The organism is Streptomyces sp. NPDC038135 (assembly GCF_055601245.1).
Map to the genome: position 1 here is coordinate 553,456 of NZ_JBVJXS010000006.1, position 22,854 is coordinate 576,309.

20 protein-coding genes are annotated in these 22,854 nt (G+C 74.0%); 6 read left to right on the forward strand and 14 right to left on the reverse strand.

The window, feature by feature from the left end; all coding sequences use genetic code 11:
• Positions 1 to 42: 42 nt before the first annotated feature.
• The 6 genes from ACZ7JA_RS20155 to ACZ7JA_RS20180 form a co-directional block, all read right to left on the reverse strand.
• A complete protein-coding gene (locus ACZ7JA_RS20155; protein WP_351661169.1) occupies positions 43 to 1,608 on the reverse strand; it encodes a serine/threonine-protein kinase in 1,566 nt (521 codons plus the stop codon).
• Positions 1,609 to 1,849: 241 nt separating this feature from the next.
• Positions 1,850 to 2,818 carry a threonine/serine dehydratase gene (locus ACZ7JA_RS20160; protein ID WP_389452804.1) on the reverse strand — a complete coding sequence of 323 codons (969 nt, stop codon included), beginning with the start codon at positions 2,816 to 2,818 and terminating at the stop codon, positions 1,850 to 1,852.
• A gap of 88 nt (positions 2,819 to 2,906) precedes the next feature.
• Positions 2,907 to 3,938 carry a polyprenyl synthetase family protein gene (locus ACZ7JA_RS20165; RefSeq protein ID WP_389297394.1) on the reverse strand — a complete coding sequence of 344 codons (1,032 nt, stop codon included), beginning with the start codon at positions 3,936 to 3,938 and terminating at the stop codon, positions 2,907 to 2,909.
• On the reverse strand, positions 3,935 to 4,975 hold the full coding sequence (locus ACZ7JA_RS20170) for a tetratricopeptide repeat protein (RefSeq protein ID WP_450751092.1): 1,041 nt from the start codon (positions 4,973 to 4,975) through the stop codon (positions 3,935 to 3,937). The genes ACZ7JA_RS20165 and ACZ7JA_RS20170 overlap by 4 nt, the downstream gene beginning before the upstream one ends.
• 152 nt (positions 4,976 to 5,127) lie before the next feature.
• Complete coding sequence (locus tag ACZ7JA_RS20175) at positions 5,128 to 5,805, reverse strand: AIM24 family protein (protein WP_351661178.1); 678 nt, start codon at positions 5,803 to 5,805, stop codon at positions 5,128 to 5,130.
• Positions 5,806 to 5,897: 92 nt separating this feature from the next.
• Positions 5,898 to 7,121 (reverse strand): serine hydrolase domain-containing protein, encoded by a 1,224-nt coding sequence (locus ACZ7JA_RS20180; RefSeq protein ID WP_470809546.1) that lies wholly within the window; start codon positions 7,119 to 7,121, stop codon positions 5,898 to 5,900.
• 308 nt (positions 7,122 to 7,429) lie between these two features.
• Between ACZ7JA_RS20180 and ACZ7JA_RS20185 the strand changes: the two genes are divergently transcribed.
• Together ACZ7JA_RS20185 and ACZ7JA_RS20190 are read left to right on the forward strand one after the other, a co-directional pair.
• Positions 7,430 to 9,217, forward strand: a complete 1,788-nt coding sequence (locus ACZ7JA_RS20185; RefSeq protein WP_351661184.1) for a M4 family metallopeptidase — start codon at positions 7,430 to 7,432, stop codon at positions 9,215 to 9,217.
• 190 nt (positions 9,218 to 9,407) lie between these two features.
• On the forward strand, positions 9,408 to 10,631 hold the full coding sequence (locus tag ACZ7JA_RS20190; protein ID WP_470809548.1) for an SGNH/GDSL hydrolase family protein: 1,224 nt from the start codon (positions 9,408 to 9,410) through the stop codon (positions 10,629 to 10,631).
• Between the two features lie 34 nt (positions 10,632 to 10,665).
• Here the strand turns inward: ACZ7JA_RS20190 and ACZ7JA_RS20195 are convergent, their stop codons facing one another.
• From ACZ7JA_RS20195 to ACZ7JA_RS20205, 3 genes are read right to left on the reverse strand one after another with little or no spacing between them, the layout of a single operon-like run.
• Entirely contained in the window at positions 10,666 to 11,016 is a 351-nt protein-coding gene (locus ACZ7JA_RS20195) for a UBP-type zinc finger domain-containing protein (RefSeq protein WP_470809550.1), read from the reverse strand.
• Positions 11,013 to 12,488: an ATP-binding protein gene (locus ACZ7JA_RS20200; RefSeq protein WP_351661193.1), complete on the reverse strand. Its 1,476-nt coding sequence runs from the start codon at positions 12,486 to 12,488 to the stop codon at positions 11,013 to 11,015. The genes ACZ7JA_RS20195 and ACZ7JA_RS20200 overlap by 4 nt, the downstream gene beginning before the upstream one ends.
• Positions 12,485 to 14,161 (reverse strand): NAD(P)/FAD-dependent oxidoreductase, encoded by a 1,677-nt coding sequence (locus ACZ7JA_RS20205; protein WP_351661197.1) that lies wholly within the window; start codon positions 14,159 to 14,161, stop codon positions 12,485 to 12,487. Before ACZ7JA_RS20205 ends, ACZ7JA_RS20200 begins: the two co-directional genes overlap by 4 nt.
• A gap of 233 nt (positions 14,162 to 14,394) precedes the next feature.
• Between ACZ7JA_RS20205 and ACZ7JA_RS20210 the strand changes: the two genes are divergently transcribed.
• The gene (locus ACZ7JA_RS20210; RefSeq protein WP_351661200.1) at positions 14,395 to 15,261 is read left to right on the forward strand and encodes a universal stress protein; all 867 of its coding nucleotides are present in this window, start codon (positions 14,395 to 14,397) and stop codon (positions 15,259 to 15,261) included.
• A 1-nt stretch (position 15,262) separates the two neighbouring features.
• Here the strand turns inward: ACZ7JA_RS20210 and ACZ7JA_RS20215 are convergent, their stop codons facing one another.
• The 3 genes from ACZ7JA_RS20215 to ACZ7JA_RS20225 form a co-directional block, all read right to left on the reverse strand.
• Entirely contained in the window at positions 15,263 to 16,498 is a 1,236-nt protein-coding gene (locus ACZ7JA_RS20215; RefSeq protein WP_351661203.1) for a DUF4032 domain-containing protein, read from the reverse strand.
• A gap of 27 nt (positions 16,499 to 16,525) precedes the next feature.
• Entirely contained in the window at positions 16,526 to 17,275 is a 750-nt protein-coding gene (locus tag ACZ7JA_RS20220; RefSeq protein WP_389297405.1) for an MBL fold metallo-hydrolase, read from the reverse strand.
• Positions 17,276 to 17,362: 87 nt separating this feature from the next.
• Positions 17,363 to 17,992: an alpha-ketoglutarate-dependent dioxygenase AlkB gene (locus ACZ7JA_RS20225; RefSeq protein ID WP_389297407.1), complete on the reverse strand. Its 630-nt coding sequence runs from the start codon at positions 17,990 to 17,992 to the stop codon at positions 17,363 to 17,365.
• A gap of 141 nt (positions 17,993 to 18,133) precedes the next feature.
• On the opposite strand from ACZ7JA_RS20225, the gene ACZ7JA_RS20230 reads away from it, so the two are divergent.
• Positions 18,134 to 18,763 carry a TetR/AcrR family transcriptional regulator gene (locus ACZ7JA_RS20230; RefSeq protein ID WP_351661210.1) on the forward strand — a complete coding sequence of 210 codons (630 nt, stop codon included), beginning with the start codon at positions 18,134 to 18,136 and terminating at the stop codon, positions 18,761 to 18,763.
• A gap of 26 nt (positions 18,764 to 18,789) precedes the next feature.
• The gene (locus tag ACZ7JA_RS20235; protein ID WP_389297410.1) at positions 18,790 to 20,472 is read left to right on the forward strand and encodes an FAD-binding dehydrogenase; all 1,683 of its coding nucleotides are present in this window, start codon (positions 18,790 to 18,792) and stop codon (positions 20,470 to 20,472) included.
• Between the two features lie 33 nt (positions 20,473 to 20,505).
• Here ACZ7JA_RS20235 and ACZ7JA_RS20240 read toward each other — a convergent pair whose 3' ends face one another.
• Complete coding sequence (locus ACZ7JA_RS20240; RefSeq protein ID WP_351661216.1) at positions 20,506 to 20,856, reverse strand: DUF488 domain-containing protein; 351 nt, start codon at positions 20,854 to 20,856, stop codon at positions 20,506 to 20,508.
• Between the two features lie 170 nt (positions 20,857 to 21,026).
• Between ACZ7JA_RS20240 and ACZ7JA_RS20245 the strand changes: the two genes are divergently transcribed.
• Positions 21,027 to 22,454, forward strand: a complete 1,428-nt coding sequence (locus ACZ7JA_RS20245) for a M1 family metallopeptidase (protein WP_389297411.1) — start codon at positions 21,027 to 21,029, stop codon at positions 22,452 to 22,454.
• 69 nt (positions 22,455 to 22,523) lie between these two features.
• Here ACZ7JA_RS20245 and ACZ7JA_RS20250 read toward each other — a convergent pair whose 3' ends face one another.
• Positions 22,524 to 22,775: a WhiB family transcriptional regulator gene (locus ACZ7JA_RS20250; RefSeq protein WP_351673402.1), complete on the reverse strand. Its 252-nt coding sequence runs from the start codon at positions 22,773 to 22,775 to the stop codon at positions 22,524 to 22,526.
• Between the last annotated feature and the right edge of the window lie 79 nt (positions 22,776 to 22,854).

The window sequence follows — 22,854 nt, forward strand, 5'->3', positions numbered from 1 at the left end:
GAGTCCCCGGGCTGCCGGAGCGAAAACGGCCGGGTCCGCCGGTCAGCCCGCCGGCTCGCGGAAGGTCCGCAGGAAGGTCTCCAGGGCGACGGCGCCTTCGGAGTCGCCCCAGTCCGCGGCCGGTGTGGTGTACCGCAGGGAGAAACCGCGCCCACCGCCCAGGAGGAAGCCCCGCCCGAGGGTGTGCGTCCGGGCCGCGCCGGAGCCCGCCACCCATTCGAGATCGGCGGCCCGGTGCCCCCGGTAGGTGAGGGCCCGCACGGCGCCGATCCGGTGGTAGCCGGGCAGCCGCGCCAGCGCCGGTTCCACCTCCTCGCGCCAGACGGCGACCGGGTCCGGGCCGACGCGCTCGCTGTAGGTGACGGCGAGGGTGGGGGAGTCGTCGCCGGCGCCGAAGGTGACGCGGTAGGCGCGGTCGGCCGCGCGTGCGGTGGCCAGGCGCTTCCAGCCCGCCGGCAGGGCCACCGAGAAGCCCTCCGGAGCGGCGTAGCGCCGGTAGCCGGCCGGCAGCGCGGGGGTGGCGGTCGGGCCCGGGCTGACGCCGGGGCCGGGGCCGCCGTCGCGGGTGCCGCCGGGCGTCGGGGCGGCGGTGGCGGTGGTACGGGGCGGGGCGGCCGCGGTGGAGGTGCCGGGCAGCCGGTGGGTCACGGCGAGCACGGCGGCCGCGACGGTGACGAGGGCCAGGGCGGTCCCGGCCACCATCAGCCGCCTGCCCGGAGCGGGGGCGGCGTGCCGCACGGCCGCGTACGCTTCGCGCAGCCGGGGCGCGGGGCTCAGGTCCGCGTCGGAGTCCTCGTCGAGGGCCCGCACCAGGGCGTCCCGCACGACGCCCCGGTTCAGCCGTTCGTGGGAGTTCTTGCGCAGCATGCCCTGGACGGCCTGGGTGAGCGGGCCGGTGCGCAGCGGGGTGCGCAGCGGCAGCCGGTCCACGGCACGCAGCGTCGCGTCGGGCCGGCCGCGGTCGCGGAAGGGCGGCCGCCCCTCGACCATCGTGTAGAGGATCGCGCCGAGCGCCCACAGGTCGGCGGCCGGTCCCACGCGTTCGTCGCGGGCCTGTTCCGGCGAGGCGTACGACGGCGCGGTCAGCCGCGGGGCGAGCGTCGTGCCCGCCAGCCCGAACCCCGCCACCAGGACCGGTCCGCTGTCCCGGACGAAGACCTGGCCCGGGCTGAGCTCGCCGTGGGTGATGCCCTCGTCGTGCGCCGCCTGGAGCACGTCGAGGACCTCCAGGCCCAGTCGGGCCGCCCGGACCGGGTGGAACGGCCCCTCCCGGTCCAGCAGTTCACCGAGCGGCGTGCCCTCGATCCGGTCCATGACCGTCCACAGGACGCCCTCCTCGACGACGGCGTCGACGACCGTCGCGACCCGCCCGGGACACAGCAGCCGCATGATCTCGCCGGTCCGCACCACCCGCGCCGTGGCGCGCCGCACGGTGTCCGCGTCGGCGGTCTCCGGCAGCTCGGTCCGCGCCATCAGCCGGCTCTGGCCGGACGCCACGTCCTCGGCGTGCCACCACAGCCGGTTCGTCTCGCGGGCGAGGACCTCTAGCGGCCGGTAGCGGCCGCCGACCAGCCCGTGTGCGGAGACGTGCTCCTTGACCATGGTCATCCCTCGCTGAGACCCCTGACTCGACTTGCCCAGAGGTACGCGGGGTGCGCGGGGGTGCGTTCAACGGATTCGCGACCGGAGCCCCGATTCTGCCTTTTATTCAACGCGCCGACCGGCCGCCGGGTTACGAAGACGGCGCGCGGCCGGGCATCGACCTGCGGGTTACCGACGGTAGACGCCCGGCTGTGCGGCGCGTTTCCCTGGCAGGGGCGCGGTGTCGTCCCCGGCCGCTGCGGTCGTGTCAGAGCAGCCCGAAGCGGTCCGCCCAGCCGAAGAGCTCCCCGGGCGCCGCGTTGCCGCCGCACACCACCAGCCCGATCCGGGCCTCGGCGCCGACCCGGGCCAGCACTCGCCGCGCCGCCGGAAGCAGGCATCCGGCGGCCGGCTCGGTCCACAGCTTGGCCCGCTCGGCGAGGTCCAGGCAGCCCCGCACCGCCTCCCGGTCCGGGACCACCAGCACCTCCTCGACCAGCGCCGACACATGGTCGTACGTCAGCCGGGACACGGACGGCGCGCTCAGCGTGGTGACGAGCGAGGACACCGGCATCTGCCGGGGACCGCCCGCCGCGAGCGCGCCGGACATGGCCTCGGCGCCCTCCGTCTCCACGCCCCACACCCGCACCCCCGGGCAGCGGGCGCGCAGTGCGGCGGCCACTCCGGCGATCAGGCCGCCGCCGCCCACGCTGACCAGGACGTCCGTCGGCCCGTCGGAGCCGGCGGTGTCCTCGGCCAGCTCCAGTCCCACCGTGCCCTGCCCGGCGATGACGACCGGATCGTCGAACGGGTGGACCAGGGTCAGCCCCTCGTCCCGCAGGACCATCACCAGTGCGAAGGCGCTGTCCATGCCGTCGGTCAGGCGCACCGACGCCCCGGCCGCCTCGGCCAGCGCGATGGACCGCGCGGGCGCGGTGCGCGGCATCACCACGGTCGCCTTCACGTCGAGGGCCGCCGCCATCTCCGCGACCGCGATCCCGTGGTTGCCGCCGCTCACCGCCACCACGCCGGCCGCGCGCTCGGCCTCGCCCAGCGACAGCAGCTTGGCCGTGGCGCCGCGCGCCTTGAACGATCCGGTGCGCTGCAGCAGTTCGAGCTTGGCGGTGACGGGGACGCCGAGCAGGTCCGTGAGTCCGGGGCTCGGCACGGTCGGCGTCCGCACGACGTGGCCGGCGATCCGCCGTGCGGCGGCCTCGATCTCCGGGAGGCCGATCAGGCTGGTCAAGGTCGTCCACCTTCCCGGCGCGGGACGGGGAACCCGCGCCGTCGGCACCCTGACCCGCCGGCACGGGCGAGGTCAACTCTCAGAGGTCGCGGTCCACCAGGTGGTCCAGCAGGCCGAGCAGTTCCCCGGTGGCGCCCGCGGCCGGCGGCAGACCGCGCAGCAGCTCCCGGGCGACGGCCGTGTGCGCGCGGGCCTCCGTCAGCGCCGCCGCCCGGCCGCCCGCCGCCTCGATCAGCGCCGCCGCCTCCTCGGGGCGCCCCGCCGGGCCCAGCAGCGCGGGCAGGTGCCGGGCGGCGGGGGAGCCGAGGGCGAACAGCACCGGGAAGGTCTTCTTGCCCTCCCGCAGGTCGCCGCCCACCGGCTTGCCGGTGACCGCGGGATCGCCCCAGACGCCCAGCACGTCGTCCACGAGCTGGAAGGCGACGCCCAGATGGCGTCCGGCCCGGTCAAGCGCGGCGACGGCCGGCTCCCCGGCCCCGCCGAGCGCGGCGCCGAGCGCGGCGGCGCAGCCGAGCAGCGCGCCCGTCTTGCGCTCCGCCATCACCCGGTACTCCCCGGGCGTCACCCGCTCCGGCCCGGCGCAGGGCCGGGTGGCGAACAGCAGGTCGTCGGCCTGCCCGCGCACCAGGTCGGCCAGGGCGGCGGAGAGCAGCCGCACGCCGCCGGGTCCGCCGGGCGCGGCGGCCAGCGTCTCCACGGCGAGCGCGAACAGGGCGTCCCCGGCGAGCACCGCGGGGCCCGTGCCGTACGCCTTCCACACCGCCGGGCGGCGTCGCCGGGTCGCGTCGCCGTCCATGATGTCGTCGTGCAGCAGCGAGAAGGCGTGCACCAGCTCCACCGCGACCGCAGCCGGGATCCCGGCCCGCGCGTCGGCGCCCGCCGCCTCGGCGCCAAGCACCGCGAGCGCCTGGCGCACCCCCTTGCCGCCCGGCGCGGCGGCGGGCGCGCCGCCCACCTCGCACCAGCCGAAGGAATACGCGGCCATCTCGGCCACCCAGGGGTGCAGCCGCCCCACCGCCTCCGCCAGGGCCGGACGCACCAGCTCACGGCAGCGGTCGAGGGTGCTCACGGCCGGAGGCGGCGCCTGCACCGCCGGAGGGACCGCGCTCACCGTACGGCCTCCGCGTCCAGGCCGAACTCCCGCTGCGCCCGGGCCACCATCTCCCGCGCGTGCCGCAGCCCGGCGCGCTCCAGCACCCGGTCCAGCTCGGCGAGTTCGGCGGCCGTCTCGGAGCGGTCGCGGCCCAGGCGGGCCAGCGACTTGGCGAGGCCGAGCCGGGACAGCGCCTCGCCGCGCGGCTCACTCATCGCCCGGAACTCCTCCAAAGCCAGCTCGTACAGCTCCCGGGCCTCCGAGTAACGGCCGGCCCGGTAGAGGACGTTGCCGCGCATCTTGTGGTTGTAGGCGAGCGCGCTGGAGAGGTTCATCGCCCGGCAGGCGGCCTCCGCCCGCGACAGCAGCTCCAGCGCCCGCCCGGTGTCGCCGTCGCGGACCGAGACGATGTCGGCCAGACCGCGCAGCGCCCAGGCGTGGCCGCGCCGGTCCTCGGCCCGCTCGGCTATCTCCGCCGCCTCCTCGAACAGCGCGTACGCCCGGTCGTGGTCGCCGGTGTTGCGGTGCATCTGCGCGATGCCCTCCAGCGCCCACACGGTGTGCCGGGCCTCCCCGCGCCTGCGCGCCTCGGCGAGCAGCTGCTCGTGCAGCCGGCCGACCGCCTCGTAGTCGCCCTGGATGCGCCCGGTCTCCGCGAGACCCGCCAGGGAGTAGCCGCGGACCACGACGTCGCCGCCCCGCTCGCCGAGTTCGGCGGCGAGCCCCAGCAGTCGCCACGCCAGCGGGAACGCCCCCCGCTGCCGGGCCAGGGTGCCGCCGCTCCACAGCGCCCACGCCATCGCGGCCGTGTCGCCGGCCTCCCGGGCGGCGCGGTAGCTCGCCTTCCAGGCCAGGTCGGCGTCCCGCACCCGGCCGAGCCGCCGCTGGGCCTCGGCGACCGCGAGCCCGCAGCGGGCCACCTCGCCCGCCAGGCCGGACCGTTCGGCCTCGCGCAGCCGCTCGGTGCCCTCGGCCAGTACGTCGACCAGCGAGGAGTTCACGGACAGGGTGGTCAGGGCGCCCTGGTACTCCGGGGCGAAAGCCTTGCCGTACATGCGTGCCCTTCTATGCGCAACATGTATACACAGTGTGTATAGCACGTCGGAAAGGTGCCCCGGCCCGCAGGCCGGGGCACGGTCTGTCGTGGGTCAAGACGCCGGTGGGCGGAACGGGGTTGCCCGTGCGGCGCAGATCACTTCACGGGGCGTCAGTGCTGCTGCGCCTTCTGCGGCGTCGCCTCGCTGGGCCGCACCACGACGAACCCCTCGCCCTGGAGCATCAGCTGCACCGCCTCGCCCGAACCGCCGCGCAGCATCGAGCCGAGGGACTGCGAGCGGTGCAGCGAGGTCTGCAGGTGTGCGGTCCAGCCGACCACCGCGTCGGTGTCGACGTATACCGGGTGCTGCGCCGAGACGGGTATCACCAGCGGATTGCCCTCGCAGACCAGGCCCAGCCGGCCGTGTCCGCTGAAGACGCTGTTGAACAGGCCGCCGCCGGCGATGCCCGAGCCCTTCACGGTCTTGATCTCGTACGACAGCGAGGCGTCGAAGCACAGCACGTTGCGGCCGTTGACGGTGAACAGGTCGCCCGGCTCGACCTCGACGATGAAGCAGTTCTGCGCCTCGTGCGCGAACCAGACCTCGCCCTGGCCGCGCACCGCCATCAGGGGCAGCCCCTCGCCGGTGACCGCGCGCTTGAGCATCCCGCCGACGCCCTGGCCCTTGCGCTCGAACTGGAGGCTGCCGCGGTGGGCGATCATCGCGCCCTGGCGCGCGTGCATCTCGCCGTTCACCGCGTACTTGATGCACTTGGCGTTCTCGACGGTCATGCCGGCCTCGACGGCCGGCCGTACCACGTGCTCACTGGAAAAGAGGGAACCCTTCATGCGGGGCATGGTGTCCCGGACGCACTCGTTCCGCCAAGATCACGGCACGTGCCCGTCCGGTCACCGGATTCCCCTGCCCCGCGAGGGTGCTGTCACTGCCTCAGGTCCCGCTCCCCGGCGGCCGGGACGCGCAGCGCCTTGCCGGTGCCCTTGTCGGTGCCCTTGCCCGTGCTCCTGCCGCAGAACGCCGACTCCAGCGTGCCCGCCAGCGTGCCGAGCACCTTGGCGTTGTTGGAGGTGTTGGCCGCGGCCGTGAGCGCCCGCTTGCCGTCCTTCGAGGCGAACGCGTACGTGTAGAAGCCCTGGACGGCGCCGGTGTGCCCGTACACCGAGACGCCGCAGGACAGGTCGCGCCGGCGCAGCCCGAGCCCGTACGAGGTGGTGGCGTCGACCCGGGTGAAGCGCTCCATCTCGGCGAGCCGGGCGGCGGAGAGCAGCTTGCCGCGCAGCAGTGCGGAGTAGAAGGTGTTCAGGTCCCTGGCGCTGGAGATGAGCGCGCCCGCGCTCTGCGCCCAGGACGCCGTCTGGTCGGTCGCGTCGACCAGTTTCGCGCCGGCGGCGTCCGGGGTGAGGTAGCCGTGGGCGTGCCGGCCCGGGATCTTCGTGTCCGGGTGAACGTAGAACGTGTCGCGCAGCCCGAGCGGGGTGATCAGCCGCTTCTCGTAGGCGCTGCGCACGGACGCGCCGGTGAGCTTCTCGATGAGCAGGCCGGCGACCACGTAGTTGGTGTTCGAGTACGCGTAGGCGGCGCCCGGCGCGTTGGTGCGGGGCTTCTTCAGTGACAGGGCGACCAGGTCGCGGTAGCCGAAGACCTTGTTGCGGACCGCCTCGAAGCCGGACACGCTCTGCGCGAACATGTCGTTGCTGTAGTCGTACAGGCCGCTGCGGTGGCTCAGCACGTGCCGGACCGTGATGCGGTCGTCCGGCAGCAGCTTCGGCAGGTACCGGTTGACCGGGGCGTCCAGGTCCAGCTTGTGCTCGTCGGCCAGTTGCAGCAGGACCACGGCCGAGAAGGACTTGGTGACGCTGCCGATGCGGAACCGGTCCGCGGCGCTGATTCCCTGACGGGTGCTCCGGTCGGCGAAGCCCCGGGTCACCAGGTACGAGTCGTCGCCGTCGTCGACGCGGGCCAGCGCGCCCGGCGCGCCCTGGTCCACCGCCGAGTGCAGCACCGCGTCCAGGCCCCCGAGGTCGGGGGCGGGCAGCGCCGCCGCCCGGGCGTCCCCCTGCGGGGCCGCGGCCCACGCCGGGACGGTGACCAGCGACAGGACGGCCGCTCCGAGTACCGCGCCCCTGCCCGCCATTCCTGAGACCATCCGGCTCCACTCCCGTCCTCGCGGTTCGCCATGCGACATCGGTCACATTCCGGCCTGGAACCTAGGGGATTGCGGCAACGTCTCCACAGTCGACACACAGTTGGTCATCTCGTGATCACCCTGTGGCAGGCATTTGCAAAGGATTGCCATAGAAGAGCGCGAAATGGATCATTCCGCCTTTACGTGTGCATGACTGATCCATAAGGGTTACCTCCGGGGCCCGACCAGCCCCCGTGGCGCTCAACTCCGCCACGTATCAGGGCGGTTGGGAACAGCTGCCCCCTTCGATCGAAGGAACCCTGATCAGATTGCGTAGACCGCACATACGCACCGCGGCGATCGCCGTCGCGGTGGCGACCGCTGCCACGGGTCTGGCCGGTACGGCCTTCGCGGGTCCCTCCGCCAACGGGGAGCGCTCCGCCGCGGCCACCGCCTCGACCGCCACGGCGGTGGTGAAGGCGGCGCAGGCCGCCGCCTTCGCCCACACCGCGGCGACCGGCATCGCCCAGGGCGACGAACTCCACGCCCAGGACGTGCTCGTCGACCCCGAGGGCGCGCGCCACGTCCGTTTCGTCCGCACCCACAACGGGATGCCGGTGCTCGGCGGCGACCTCGTCGTCCACCTGAACCGGCGGCTGGCCTACACGGGGGCGACCAGCGCGGCCACGCACGCCGTCAAGCCCGCGGCCGCCCGGCCCGCGCTGACGGCCGCACAGGCCGCGGCCGAGGCCGCCCGCGCCGCCAAGGGCGAGGCCGGCGACGCCGAACTGGTGGTGGACGCCCGCGGCGGCTCCGCCGCCCTCGCCTACCAGGTCACGGTGACCGACAACGGCACCTCCAGCACCGTCGTCGTCGACGCCGTCACCGGCAAGGTGCGCAGCAACACGCCCGACGTCGACGAGTTCCTGTCGCCGAAGCTGCTCGGCGCGCTGCGCAAGAGCGGCGAGAGCGCCGACCCGGCCACCGGCACAGGTTCGGCCACCGGGTCCGGCCTGGCCGGCCCGGGTCTCTCCGGCGTCACCCGCTACCCGGCGACCGCCAAGGGCACCGGCAAGACCCTCTTCGTGGGCAACGTCGGCCTCACCACCACCGCCACCTCGCGCGGCCACTACCAGCTCAAGGACCCGAACCGGTACGGCACCGAGACCCGGGACGCCAAGGGCAGGAAGCTGCAGTCCTTCGGCTCGGGCACGAAGTTCACCAACACCACCAACGTGTGGGGCAACGGCAAGACCTCCAGCCGGGTCAGCGCCGCCGCCGACGCGCAGTACGGCATCACCAAGACGCTGGACTTCTACAAGAAGACCTTCAACCGCAAGGGCATAGCCAACAACTCCAAGGCCGCACGCGGCATGGTCCACTGGGGCAGCAAGGTCGCCAACGCCTTCTGGGACCCCACGTGCGGCTGCATGCTCTACGGCGACGGTGACGGCGATGTCTTCAAGAAGCCGCTCGTCGTCCTCGACGTCACCGGCCACGAGCTGACCCACGGCGTGGTGGAGGCGACCGCCGACCTCCAGCCGACCTTCGTCGACCGCCGCGGCAACCAGTACGGCGAGCCCGGCTCGCTCAACGAGTCGCTCGCCGACATCTTCGCCTCCAGCGTCGAGTTCTACGCCAACAACGCGAAGGACACGCCGGACTACCTGATCGGCGAGAAGATGGGCCTGGAGCAGAAGTTCCTGCGCCGCCTCGACCACCCCTCGCTCGACAAGCTCGAGGGCACGATCGACTACTGGACGCCGGACACGTACTTCACCGAGGTGCACGCCGGCTCCGGCGTCTCCTCGCACGCCTACTACCTCCTCGCGGAGGGCAGCGGCACGAAGACGATCGGCGGCGTCAAGTACGACTCGCCGACCTACCAGAACGCCTCGACGGTGAAGGGCATCGGCCGCACCAAGGCCACCGCGATCTTCTACCGGGCGCTGACCCGCTACATGGTCTCCACCACCGACTTCCACGGCGCGCGCGTCGCGACGCTGAAGGCGGCCAAGGACCTGTACGGCTCGACCAGCACCGAGTACAAGACGGTGGACAAGGCGTGGGCCGCGGTCAACGTGACCGCCGCCAACACCCCGGCCGCCCGCCACTGACGGACGACCACACCCCGCGCCACCGGATGCCCCGCCCAGCGCGGGGCATCCGCACGTCCGGGCGCCTCCGCCCGCCGGGGTGGCGCTCCGGCGGGCGCGGCGGGACCATGACGTCCGTGGCACACGCAGACGCGCCCCGGACGCTCCGTCCGGATCCCGGCGGGTCCGCCGGGGCCGGGGAGCCCGTCCGGTGACCGGCCGGTCCGGCCGCGTCCGCCGCCTGGCCGCCGCGGTGCTGGTCACCCTCGCCTGCCAGTGGGCGCCCGTGCGCGCCGTCACCGGGCCGCCCGCACCGGCCGGCCGGCCCCCCGGCCAGGTGGTCACCTGGGCGGCGAGCGCCGACCGCCTCGGCGAGGGCGCCGCCGGCCGGAGCTACCGGCTGATCGTGCACACCAGCGTGGCCGGCAGCGACCTGCGCGTGCGCCTCTCCAACGCCTTCGGCGACCGCCCCCTGACCCTGGACGGCGTCCGCGCCGGACTGCGGCGCACGGGCGCGGCGCTCGTCCCCGGCAGCGACCGGCCGCTCACCTTCCGCGGTTCCCGGGCGGTCACCGTGCCCACCGGGGCGGCCGTGTGGAGCGACCCGCTGCCCGGGCACGTCCCGGCCGGCGCCGATCTCGCCGTCAGCCTGCACACCCCCGACGCGGCCGGCCCGGCCACCGGGCACGCGCTGGCGATGCAGACGTCGTACGTCGGCCAGGGCGACCACACCGCCGAGACGAGCGGGGCCGGCTGGACGCGGCCCACGGGCTCCTGGTGGTACCTGGACGCCGTCTCCGTACGCCCCGCCGACCCCGCCACCCGAGCCGTGGTGGTGCTCGGCGACTCCCTCACCGACGGCTGGCAGTCCACCCCGGGGCGCGACCGGCGCTGGCCCGACTACCTCGCCCGGCGCCTGCACGCGGCCCCCACGGCCGTGCGCGGCGTGGCCAACGAGGGGATGAGCGGCGACAAGGTGCTCGGCGACGACGCCGGGACCGGCGCCGTGCACCGGCTGCAGCGGGACGTCCTGAGCCAGCCCGGGGCCCGCACCCTCCTGCTGTTCGAGGGCGTGAACGACCTCAAGGCCCACACCGGGGTCACCGCCGCCGACCTGATCGCCGGCTACCGGGCGATCGTCCGGCGGGCCCACGCGGCCGGGCTGTGCGTGGTCGGCGCGACCATCGGCCCGTTCGAGGGCTGGTCCGAGTGGGACCCGGCCGCCGAGGCCGTGCGCCAGGAGGTCAACCGGTTCATCCGCACGGGCGGCGCGTTCGACGCCGTCGTCGACTTCGACCGCGTCCTGCGCGGCCCCCACGAGCCCACGCGGCTGCGGTCCGCCTTCGACAACGGCGACCACCTGCACCTCGACGACGCCGGAATGCGGGCCCTGGCCGGCGCCGTCGACCCGCGCGCCCTCGACTGCGCGCGCTGACCCGGACCCGGCCGTCCGGCGCGCCGCACCGGCCTCAGCGCAGCGTGTCGGCCCAGTCGGCCGGTACCCGCCCCGCCGGACCCGGCACCGGCTGGTCCGCGGGGTGCCCGGCAGGCGGCGCGAGTTCGGGACCCTCGGTGTACAGCTCGCCCGTCTCGAAGTTCCAGAACCAGCCCTCGCCCGGCTCGAAGCTGCGGATCACCGGATGCCGGGTCGCCTTCCAGTGGGCGGTGGCGTGCTTGGCGGGGGAGTCGTCGCAGCAGCCGATGTGACCGCAGGCCGCGCACCGGCGCAGATGGAACCACCACCCGCCGGCCGCGTCGCACTCCACACAGCCCGCGCCGCTCGGCGGGACGCTCGGGTCGATGGCGGACTCGCCGCTCATGCTGCCTCCTCGGGGTTGGTCAGGGCGGACCGCTCCTCCGGTGTCCCGGCGGTCAGCGGCAGCAGCACCTGGAAACGGGTGTCGCCGGGCTCCGACTCGACACGCAGGGTGCCGTGGTGCTTGTTCACCACGATCCGCCAGGAGATGTCCAGGCCCAGCCCGGTGCCCTGGCCGACCGGCTTGGTCGTGAAGAACGGGTCGAAGATCCGGCTCTTGATCTCCGGCGGCACCCCGGGCCCGGTGTCCCGGAACTCCACCAGCACCTGCTCGCCCTCCAGCGCGGTCCGCACGGTCAGCGTGCCCTCCCCGCCGGCGTCGTTCATGGCGGACACCGCGTTGTCGATGAGGTTGGTCCACACCTGGTTCAGCTCCGCGGGATAGCCGGGGATCTCCGGCAGCGCGGGTTCGTACTCCTTGACGACCTCGATGCGCGGACCGATCTTGCCGGACAGCATCAGCAGGGTGCTGTCGAGGAGTTCGTGCACGCCGACGACCCGGTAGGGCGCCCGGTCGAGCTGCGAGTACTGCTTGGCGGCGTCCACGAGGTGCGAGATCCGGGTGGTGGAGTCCTCGATCTCGTCCATCAGCAGCTCTGTCTCGACGGTGTAGTTGAGCCAGCCCACCGCCCCGGGCAGGATGTCCGCGTCCACGGCCGCCGCGACCTGCTCCAGCCAGTCCACGTCGAGTCCGGCCTGGACGAAGGTGGGCGCGAGCTGCCAGCCGTGCTCGAGGCCGTGGTCCTCCAGCCACTCGGTGAGCGCGTCCTCGCGGTCCGAGGCCTCCAGCGGGCTGAGCGCCGGCGCCTTGGCGACACGCTCGGCGGTGCGCTCCTGGATCTCGATCAGGCTCGCCAGCGCGTCCCGCGAGAACGGGCCCTCGGCGATCACCGCGAGCTTGCGCCGCATCTTCGCGACCCGCTCGCGCAGCGTCGAGGTGGCCCGCACGGCGGCCGCGGCGGGGTTGTTCAGCTCGTGCGTGAGCCCGGCCGACAACGAGCCGAGCGCCAACAGCCGCTCCCGCTGCCCGATCGCCGCCTGGGTGCTCTTCGAACCGAAGAACAGCCCCTCCAGCAGATGCGTGGCCATCGGGAACCACTCGCTCATCACGTCGGCGAAGGTGTCCGCCGGCAGGACGAAGAACCGCGTCGGCTCCGTCACCCGCATCGAGTTGTTGTACACCTGCCGCACCCGGTCGCCCAGGTACGCCTGCATGGCGCCCGCGTACACCCCGCGCTGCGAGGTGCGGGACACCTCCACGTCGTCGCCGCCCACCCGCCGGGAGAGCACGACCGTGCCCTCGATCATCACGTAGAAGCAGGTGGCGGGGTCGCCCTCGGTGTACACCGGGCCGGGTTCGAACAGCTCCATCCGGCCCTCGCAGCACAGCCGGCCGAGCTGCTCGGGCGACAGCTTCTCGAACAGGAACAGGGAGCCGATCTCCTGCGGGCTGCACGGCACCGGCCGCCCGCTCACGACTGCTCCAGGTACCGGTGGACGAGCATGACGGCCATGGCTCCCTCTCCGACGGCGGACGCGACCCGCTTGGCGGACTCGGCGCGGGCGTCGCCCGCCACGAACACGCCGGGGACGCTGGTCTCCAGGTGGTACGGCGGCCGGTCCAGCTCCCAGCCGGCCGGCGGCCGCCCGTCGGCGGTCAGGTCCGGCCCGGCCAGGATGAACCCGCGCTCGTCGCGCAGCACCGTTTCGTCCAGCCAGTCGGTCAGCGGGGCGGCTCCGATGAACACGAACATCCACTGCGCGTCGACGCGTTCGGTCTCCCCGCCGGTCGTATGACGCAGCGTCAGCTGCTCCAGCCGGCCCGAGCCGTGCGCGGCGTCCACGACCGTGTGGCCGCGCACCGAGATGTTCGGCGCCTCGCCGATCTGCTGGATCAGGTAGTGGGACATCGACGCCGACAGGTCGGGTCCGCGCACCAGCAGCGTCACCGACTTGGCGAACCTGGACAGGTACATCGCGGCCTGGCCCGCCGAGTTGGCGCCGCCGACGATGTACACGTCGTGGCCCTGGCAGGAGGACGCCTCGGTCAGCGCGGAGCCGTAGAACACCCCGCAGCCGGTCAGGTCGGTACAGCCCTCGGCCTGGAGCTGCCGGTACTGCACGCCCGTCGCCAGGATCACGCTGTGCGCCGCGATCGCCGAGCCGTCCGCGAAGCGCACCACCCGGGCCGCCCCGTTGACCTCCAGTCCCGTCACCTCGCGCGTGGTCAGGATCTCGGCGCCGAACTTGGCCGCCTGCCGCCGCGCCCGGTCGGTGAGCTGCGCGCCGGAGACCCCGTCGGGGAAGCCCAGGTAGTTCTCGATCCGGGAACTCTGCCCGGCCTGCCCGCCGGTCGCGGACCGCTCCACGAGTACGGTCCGCAGGCCCTCGGAGGCCCCGTACACGGCGGCGCCCAGGCCGGCCGGGCCGCCGCCGATCACCACCAGGTCGTAGAAGTCGGCCGTCGGCGTCGTCGCCAGGCCCACCCGCGCGGCCAGCTCGGGCGCCTCCGGCTCGACCAGGGCCGTCCCGTCCGGGGTGATCACCAGCGGCAGCCGCCGCCCGTCCTGCCCGGCCGCCGTCAGCAGCCGCCGCCCCTCCGGCTCCTCCACCGAGTACCAGCGGTACGGCACCTGGTTGCGGGCCAGGAACTCCCGCACGTCCGAGGACCGGGCCGACCAGCGGTGCCCCACGACCTTGGTGCTGGGCACCGGCTTGTACGCGCTGCTCCGCCAGGCCTGGAGCAGGTCGTCCAGCACCGGGTAGAGCTTCTCCTCCGGCGGGTCCCACGGCTTGAGCAGGTAGTGGTCCAGGTCGACGACGTTGATCGCGTCGATCGCCGCGTTGGTGTCCGCGTAGGCGGTCAGCAGCACCCGCCGCGCCCCCGGGTACACGTCCAGGGCCTGCTCCAGGAAGTCGATCCCGTTCATCTGCGGCATCCGGTAGTCGGCCAGGATCACCGCCACCAGGTCCCCGCGCAGCTTCAGCTCGCGCAGCGCCTCCAGCGCCGACTCGCCGGACTCCGCGCGCACGATCCGGTACGACTCGCCGTAGCGCCGTCTGAGGTCACGGGCGACGGCGCGGGAGACCCCCGGGTCGTCGTCCACGGTCAGGATGACGGTCCGCGCTGCCTCGGCGGCCTGTGCCATGCCTCTCCCACCCCGAGCGGTCGGATTCACGGGGCGGCGCCACCAGGGCCGCCGCAACCGATTCCCGCCCATCGTATGTTCGATCGCCCGGGTTCGCCCCGCTGTACGGCAAGGACGGCCGGCGCCCCGCGGGCCGCTTCGTGATCCGCTCCCGCGCGGGCGGGGCAAGAGCATGATCGGCGCGTGCGGGAGACTGGCCCCCGCGAACGCGGACGACGAGGAGGCCACGAGGCATGGAACGCCCGATCACGGCAGGGGTGGACGGTACGGAGGAGAGCCTGGCCGCGCTGGACTGGGCGGCCAGGGAGGCCGTGCGCCGCGGGCTGCCGCTGCGCGTGGTGCACGCCTGGCAGTACGCCGAGGAGCTCGCCACGGCCGACCGGGACACCCAGCACGGCTGGGTGTCCGAAGGGGTGCGGGAGGCCGTGCGCACCGTCTCCGGCAGGCACCCGGGGCTCGAGGTGGACGTGGAGGTGCTCGAGGGTGGCGTCGCGGAGGCGCTGACCGGCGCGGCCGACCGGTCCGGGCTGCTGGTGCTGGGCTCCCGCGGTCACGGGAGGGTGATGGGCTTCCTGCTGGGCTCGGTGGGCCGGCAGGTGATCGCCGAGGCGGCCCGGCCCGTGGTCCTGGTCCGGGCCGGCGACCGGGCGGCGGCGGAGGCCGCCGGGCGGGACGTCGTGGTCGGCCAGCACGGCGGCCCCGAGGACAGCGCGGAAGCGCTGCGGTTCGCGTTCGAGACGGCGGCCGTGCGCGGGGCCGCCGTCCGGGCGGTGCGGGCCTGGACGCTGCCGCCGGTCTTCGCCTACAGCCCGGGCTCGCTCAAGCTCCTGGACGAGGCGGGCGGCCTTGAGCCGTACGAGAAGCAGGCCCTGGCCGACGCGCTGCGCCCGTGGCGGGAGCGGTTCCCGCAGGTGCCCGTCGCCGAGCACGTCGAGATGGGCAGCGCGGGGCAGGTGCTGCTGTCGGTGGCCGGGCGGGCCCAGCTCATGGTCGTCGGGCGGCGGGCCCACCGCACCGCGGTGGGCGCCCGGATCGGCTCGGTCGCGCAGGGCGTGCTGCACCACGCCGAGTGCCCGGTGGCCGTGGTCCCGCACGAGTGACCTACCCGGGGGTCGTCGGCTCCAGGGTGCTGCGGGCCTTCGGCAGGACGTTGTCGATGTAGTCGGTGACGGCGGTGTCGAGGCCGATGTCGTGCTGGGCCCGTTCCGAGAGGTACCAGCGGTGCTCCAGCAGTTCGTGGTAGATCTCGGCCGGGTCCATGGAGCCGCGCAGCCCGACGGGCACGGCGCGCACGGTGGGCCGGAACACGTCCCGCACCCAGCGGTGGGCGAGCACTTCGGGGCGGGCGGCGAGGGGGTCGCCCGGGGCGTGGTCGTCCTGGGTGGCCATCCAGCTCTCCAGGTCGCTCAGCAGCCGCCGCGCCTGGTTCTCCTCGGCGTCGAGGCCGGTCAGCCGCAGCAGTTGCCGCTGGTGGTGGCCGGCGTCGACGACCTTGGGCACGAAGGTGACCGTGTCGCCGGCCGCCGAGTGCTCGATCTGCATCTCGGCCACGTCGAAGCCGAGCTCGTTGAGGCGGCGTATCCGGCGTTCTATGTAGTGGTACTTGCCCGCCGGGTACACCGAGGTGCGGGTCAGCTCCCGCCACAGGCCGCCGTAGCGGGTGCAGATCTCGTGCCCGAACTCGACGGGGTCGACGGACGGGTGCAGCGCCCCGGACGCCTCCAGGTCCAGCAGCTCGCCGCTGATGTTCACCCGGGCCAGGTCGAGGTCGTAGTCCCGCTGCCCGGGGCTGAGCCGGGGGTGCAGGTCGCCGGTCTCGGCGTCCACGAGGTACGCGGCGTAGGCGCCCGCGTCCCGCCGGAACAGGGTGTTGGACAGCGAGCAGTCGCCCCAGGCGAACCCGCTCAGGTGCAGCCGGACCAGCAGCACCGCGAGGGCGTCCATCAGCCGGTGCATGGTCGCCGGGCGCATGGTGGTCTCGAACATCGAGCGGTACGGCATCGAGCCGCGCAGGTGCCGGGTGATCAGCACCGGTTCCAGCGGGGCGCCGGCGCCGTCGGTGCGGCCGGTGACCACGGCGAGCGGGTCCACGGCCGGGATGCCCAGCCGGTCGAGGTCGCGCAGCAGCTCGTACTCCCGCAGCGCCGGCCGCTCGGCCAGCTCCTTGACGGCGATCACCTCGTCGCCGGCGCGGGCGTAGCGCACGACGTGCCGGGAGATGCCCCGGGGGAGCGGCACGAGGTACTCCTCGGGCCACTTCTCCAGAGGCACGTCCCAGGGCAGTTCGAGCAGGACCGCGGGGTGCTCCGGGTTCGTGGCGCTGATCTGCAATGCCATGGGACGAACCCTAAGGCCCGCCGGCGGCTAGCGGGACGCCCGCTCCCGGGCCTGTTCGGCGGCGGCGCGCAGCGGGCCCCGATGCACCGCGCCGTGGCCGGGCAGCAGGGTGTCGCCGTCGAGTGCCCCGATCAGCTCCAGCGAGGCGAGCGTCCGGGCGCGCTCGTGGTCGAAGAAGCGGTGCAGGAGCTGGGGGCCGGTGATCCGGGAGGTGGCGTGGCCGACGACCAGGGCGTCGCCCGAGATCACGATCCCGGCGTCCGGCAGGTGGTAGACGCAGTGCCCGTCGGTGTGGCCCGGGGTGTGCACGGGGACGGGCCGGCCGGGCAGGTCGAGCGCGCCCTCGGCCGGGAACGGCTCGGGGGCCGTGACGGGGTTGTGGTCGGTGCCGCCCACCCGGACCACGTGCACCGCCCAGGCCACCACGCCCGGCCGCCAGGCGTTGCGCACCACGTCCCCGATGGTGGCCTGGTGCAGGAACTCGCGGCGCGCGTGCGGGACTTCCGCCGGGTGGAGATAGACGGGGGTGCCGTGGGCGGCGCGCAGGTACTCGGCCGAGCCCAGGTGGTCGTTGTGCGCGTGCGTGATCAGCACGGCGGCGACCGCCTCGGGTGAACTGCCCACCGCGGCGAGCGAGTCGAGGACGCCCTGGCGGTCCCCGGGATAGCCGGTGTCCACCAGGGTGACGTCGTCGCCGTCCTTCAGGATGACCCAGTTGGTGTTGTGGCCGTGCACCAGGTAGGCGGCGTCGGCGACTTGGCGTACTTCTGCCCGCATGGTTCCTCCGAGGTCCCGGCGGCCGGTCGTCGGGGACAGCCAACCAGACCGTGTTCCGCCTGCGTCGGCGAGGGGCCGCCGGACGTGTCACCGCACCCCGTGGGGGCGGAACTGGACGCTGATCCGCGGACCGGCCGCGTGGGCCGTCTTGGGCACGCAGTGCTCCCAGGTCCGCTGGCAGGAGCCGCCCATCACGATGAGGTCGCCGTGCCCGAGCGGCCGCCGGACGACCGGGCCGCCGCCTCCCGCGGGGCGCAGCAGCAGGTCCCGGGGCACGCCGACGGACAGGATCGCGACCATCGTGTCCCGGCGGGCGCCGCGCCCGATCCGGTCGCCGTGCCAGGCGACGCTGTCCCTGCCGTCGCGGTAGTAGCACAGCCCGGCGGTGGTGAACGGTTCGCCCAGCTCCTCGGCGTAGCGGGCGGACAGGGCGTCCCGCGCCTCGGTGAGGACGGGGTGGGGCAGTGGGTCCTGGGCCGCGTAGAAGGCGAGCAGTCGCGGTACGGCCACCACGTTGTCGTACATCTTGCGGCGCTCCGCCCGCCAGGGGACCTCGGCCGCCAGCTCCTCGAACAGGGCGTCGGCGCCGCTCAGCCAGCCCGGCAGCACGTCGATCCAGGCGCCGGAGCCCAGCTCGGTGCGGCGCAGCCCGTCCAGCGGGCCGAGCCGCAGCTCGTCGGTCTGGTCGAACAGGGAGCCCTGGAGGTGCGTGGCCATGGGGCCAGCCTACTCCTTAATCGAAAATATGTTCCCAGCGAGGGCGTGCGTGCCGGCGCCCGGCCGCGAATCCCTCGCCGGACACCGTTTCGATACATCGGTGTATCGGATACATTCCCGTATCCGAAGGGAGGTCCCGCCATGACGGCCGAGGACGGCACGGCCCCGCGCGTCACCCGGCGGCGGGCCCGGACCCGGGCGAACCTGCTGGACGCCGCCTTCGCGGTGTTCGCCGCCAAGGGGTTCGGACGGGTCTCCATCGAGGAGGTATGCGAGGCCGCCGGCTACAGCCGGGGCGCCTTCTACTCCAACTTCGCCACCCTGGACGAGCTGTTCTTCGCCCTCTACCGGGAGCGGGCCGACCTCATCGCCGGCCAGGTCGCCGACGCGCTCGCGCAGGACGGGCCCGGCCTGGACGTCCCGGCCTCGGTGGACCGGGTCGCCGAGGTCCTGCTGCTCGACGTGGACTGGCTGCTGGTCAAGACCGACTTCCTGGTGCACGCGGCCCGCGACCCGGCCGTCGCCCAGGCGCTCCTGGACCACCGCGCCCGGCTGCGCGAGGCCGTCGCCGACCGCCTCGGCCGGGCCCGGGGCCACACCGAACTGCCCGCCGTGCTCGGCGACGCCGACGGCGCCGCCCGCGCGGTGGTCGCGGCCTACGACGGCGTCACCACCCAGCTCCTGCTGGACAAGGACGTCGACGCCGCCCGCGGCTGGCTGAAGCAACTGCTCACCGCCCTGCTGACCGACGGCAGCGGCGCCCCCGGATGAAGCGCGGACGGAAGGACACGGACGCCATGGCCGCCAAGGACGCGGACGTCATCGTCGTCGGAGCGGGCCTCGCCGGCCTGGTCGCGGCGCACGAACTCAACCGCCAGGGCCGCAGGGTCGCCCTGGTCGACCAGGAGAACGCCGCCAACCTCGGCGGCCAGGCGTACTGGTCCTTCGGCGGGCTCTTCCTCGTCGACTCGCCCGAGCAGCGCCGGCTCGGCATCAAGGACTCCCTCGACCTCGCCTGGAACGACTGGCAGGGCAGCGCGCGGTTCGACCGGGTCGCCGACGAGGACTCCTGGGCGGTCCGCTGGGCCCGCGCCTACGTCGAGTGGGCGGCCGGCGAGAAGCGCTCCTGGCTGCGCGGCCACGGCATCGAACTGCTGCCCACCGTCGGCTGGGCCGAGCGCGGCGACCTCAGGGCCGCCGGCCACGGCAACTCCGTGCCCCGCTTCCACATCGCCTGGGGCACCGGCACCGGCGTGGTCGGGCCCTTCGTCGAGTACGCCCGGCAGGCGGCCCGGGACGGACTGCTCACGTTCCACCACCGCCACCGGGTCGACGAACTGGTCATCGAGGACGGCACGGCCCGCGGCGTGCGGGGCACCGTCCTCGCCGCCGACGACTCACCGCGCGGCGCCGCCTCCAGCCGCGAGCGCGCCGGCGACTTCGAACTGACCGCCGGGGCCGTGATCGTCACCAGCGGCGGCATCGGCGCCGACCACGACATCGTCCGCCGCTACTGGCCCGAACGGCTCGGCACACCCCCCGCCGAGATGGTCACCGGCGTCCCCGCCTACGTCGACGGCCGGATGCTCGACATCAGCGCCGAGGCCGGTGTGCGCCTGGTCAACCGGGACCGCATGTGGCACTACACCGAGGGCCTGCAGAACTGGGACCCCGTCTGGCCCGGCCACGGCATCCGCATCCTGCCGGGGCCCTCCTCCGTCTGGCTCGACGCGCTGGGCCGCCGGCTGCCCGAACCGTGCCTGCCCGGCTACGACACCCTCGGCACGCTGGAGTACCTGCGCACCACCGAGGACATCGCCGGGTACGACCACTCCTGGTTCATCCTCACCCGGAAGATCATCGAGAAGGAGTTCGCGCTCTCCGGCTCAGAGCAGAACCCGGACATCACCGCCAAGGACCGCAAGGCCGTGCTGCGCGACCGGCTGCTGGGCAAGGGCGCCCCGGCGCCGGTGCGGGCCTTCCTCGACAACGGCGCGGACTTCGTCACCGCGGGCACCCTGGAGCGGCTGGTCGAGAAGATGAACGCCCTCACCGCCGAGCCGCTGCTGGACGCGGCCGAGGTGCGCCGGCAGATCGAGGCCCGCGACCTGCAGATGGCCAACCCGTACAGCAAGGACGCCCAGGTCCAGGGCATCCGCAACGCCCGCCGCTACATAGGCGACCGGCTCGGCCGGGTCGCCTCCCCGCACCGCATCCTGGACCCGGAGGCGGGCCCGCTGATCGGCGTCCGGCTGCACGTGCTGACCCGCAAGACGCTCGGCGGCATCCAGACCGACCTCGACTCCCGGGCGCTCGGCGCCGATGGCGCCCCGATCGAAGGGCTGTACGCGGCGGGCGAGGTGGCGGGCTTCGGCGGCGGCGGAGTCCACGGCTACAACGCCCTGGAGGGCACCTTCCTCGGCGGCTGCCTCTTCTCCGGCCGCGCGGCGGGACGGGCGGCGGCGAAGCAGACGGGCTGACGACGGGCCGGACCCCCACCGCGCGGCCGTCGCTCAGCCCCGCACCAGTTCCGCCAGCACGGAGGCGTGGCTCTGCTCCGGCGTCTTCGACGCCGTGAGCAGCGTCACCCGCCCCTCGCGCACCGACGTGCGCAGCCCGTCCAGGAGTTCGGCGGCCTCGGGAGCGGCGAGTTCGGCCTCGTAGCGGCCGCGGAACTCCTCGAAGGAGCCCTCGGAGCCGTGGAACCACTTGCGCAGCTCGTTGGACGGCGTGAGCCCTTTCGGCCACTCGTCCACCTGGGCCTCGTCCTTGGACACCCCGCGCGGCCACAGCCGGTCCACCAGGACCCGCAGTCCGTCGTCCGCCTCCGGCGGTTCGTAGATCCGGCGCACGCGCACGCTCACGGTCGGGGCCCCTCTCGGGTCGCGGACGGTGCCGCGAGCCTACTGCCGTGAACGGGGGCCACCGGGCGGCGACGCGGCGTGACTTGACCGGAATGAGGGCGAAACCGGATCGGCTCCGCGCCTACCCTTCTGGCGAAACGATCTTTCACCACCCCCCAGGAGGAGCGCCCGTGACGCCACAGCGCAGACAGGCCCCCGGCCGACGCACCGCAGTTCTCCGCCGCGAGGCCGTCCTCGCCACCGTCCCCGTCGCCGTGGCGGCGCTGCTCGGGGCCGCCGGCCCGGCGGCGGCCGGCACGACCGGCGCGGCCGGCGCGGGCGACCCCTACTTCCCGCTCAGCGGCAACGGCGGCTACCACGTCGGCCACTACGACCTGACGCTCCGTTACGACACCGCCTCCCGGCGCCTGGACGGCGAGGCCGTCCTCACCGCGCGCGCCACCCAGCGGCTGAAGCGCTTCGACCTGGACCTCTCGGGCCTCAAGGTCACGGCCGTCACGGTCGGCGGCCGCCCCGCGGCCTTCCGCCGCGACGGCCAGGAACTGGTCGTCACGCCGGCGCACACCCTGAGCGCGGGCCAACGGTTCCGGGTCACCGTCGCCTACCACGGCACCCCCCGTCCGGTCACCGACCCGGACGGCTCGGCGGACGGCTGGATCCCCACGGACGACGGGGCGTTCGTCGCCGGCGAGCCGCAGGGCGCGATGACCTGGTTCCCGGCGAACAACCACCCCAAGGACAAGTCGTCGTACGACTTCACCATCACCGTGCCCAAGGGGCGCACCGCCGTCGCCAACGGCGTCCTGCGCGGCACGCGCACCGCGCACGGCCGCACCACCTTCCGCTGGCACCAGGCCGAGCCCATGGCCGCCTACCTGGCCACCGCCACCGTCGGCAAGTTCCAGGTCGAGCGGTACACGACCCGCGACGGCGTCCAGGTGTACAACGCCGTCGACCCGCGCGAGGCGCGCGCTGCGGCGCCCGTGCTGAAGAAACTGCCCTCCGTGCTGAAATGGGAGAGCAAGCTGTTCGGGCCGTACCCGTTCCGGGCCGCCGGGTCCATCGTCGACCACGCGTCCGACGTCGGTTACGCGCTGGAGACCCAGAGCCGGCCCCTCTACGACTCGGCGCCCGACGTGGCCACCCTGGTCCACGAGAACGCCCACCAATGGTTCGGCGACTCCGTCTCGCTGACGGCCTGGAAGGACATCTGGCTCAACGAGGGCTTCGCGACCTACGCCGAGTGGCTGTACGCGGAACAGCACGGCGGCGCCGGCGCGCAGAAGGCGTTCGACGCCCTGTACGCCCGCCCCGCGAGCGACCGTCTGTGGTCCTTCCCGCCCGGTGACCCCGGCAGCGGGGAGAACATCTTCGACACGCCCGTCTACGCCCGGGGCGCGATGACCCTGCACGAACTGCGCCGGGCCGTCGGGGACCGGGACTTCTTCCGCATCCTGCGCGCCTGGGCGGACGCGCATCGGACCGGGCACGGCACGACCGCCCAGTTCACCTCACTGGCCGAGCGGCTCTCCGGCAAGAAGCTGGACGGCCTGTTCCACACCTGGCTGTACGGGCGGGGCAAGCCCGGCCGGTCCTAGAAGCGGAAAGCGCCGCCGGGGCATGACTGCCCCGGCGGCGCTTTCGGTGGACGGCGTCCGCGACCCCGTTCAGCCGGAGCGTTGCCGGGAGCGGACGCGGCGCCTGAGCGCGCGCCGCTCCATCTCGGTCGTGCCGCCCCAGACGCCGATGCTCTGGCCCGTGTCCAGGGCCCAGTCCAGGCACTGTTCCCGCACCGGGCAGCCCGCGCACACCGCCTTCGCCTGCTGCGCCTGCACCTGCGCAGGACCCGTGGTGCCGATGGGGAAGAAGAGGTCGGGGTCCTCATGACGGCACGCGGCATGTTCGCGCCAGTTGTCCATCGAAGTCTCCTCCGGTCCGAGTCGTCCGTGCCAGTCGAATGGTTGCTTCCATTTCGGGTGACCGGTCGGGGCGGCATGA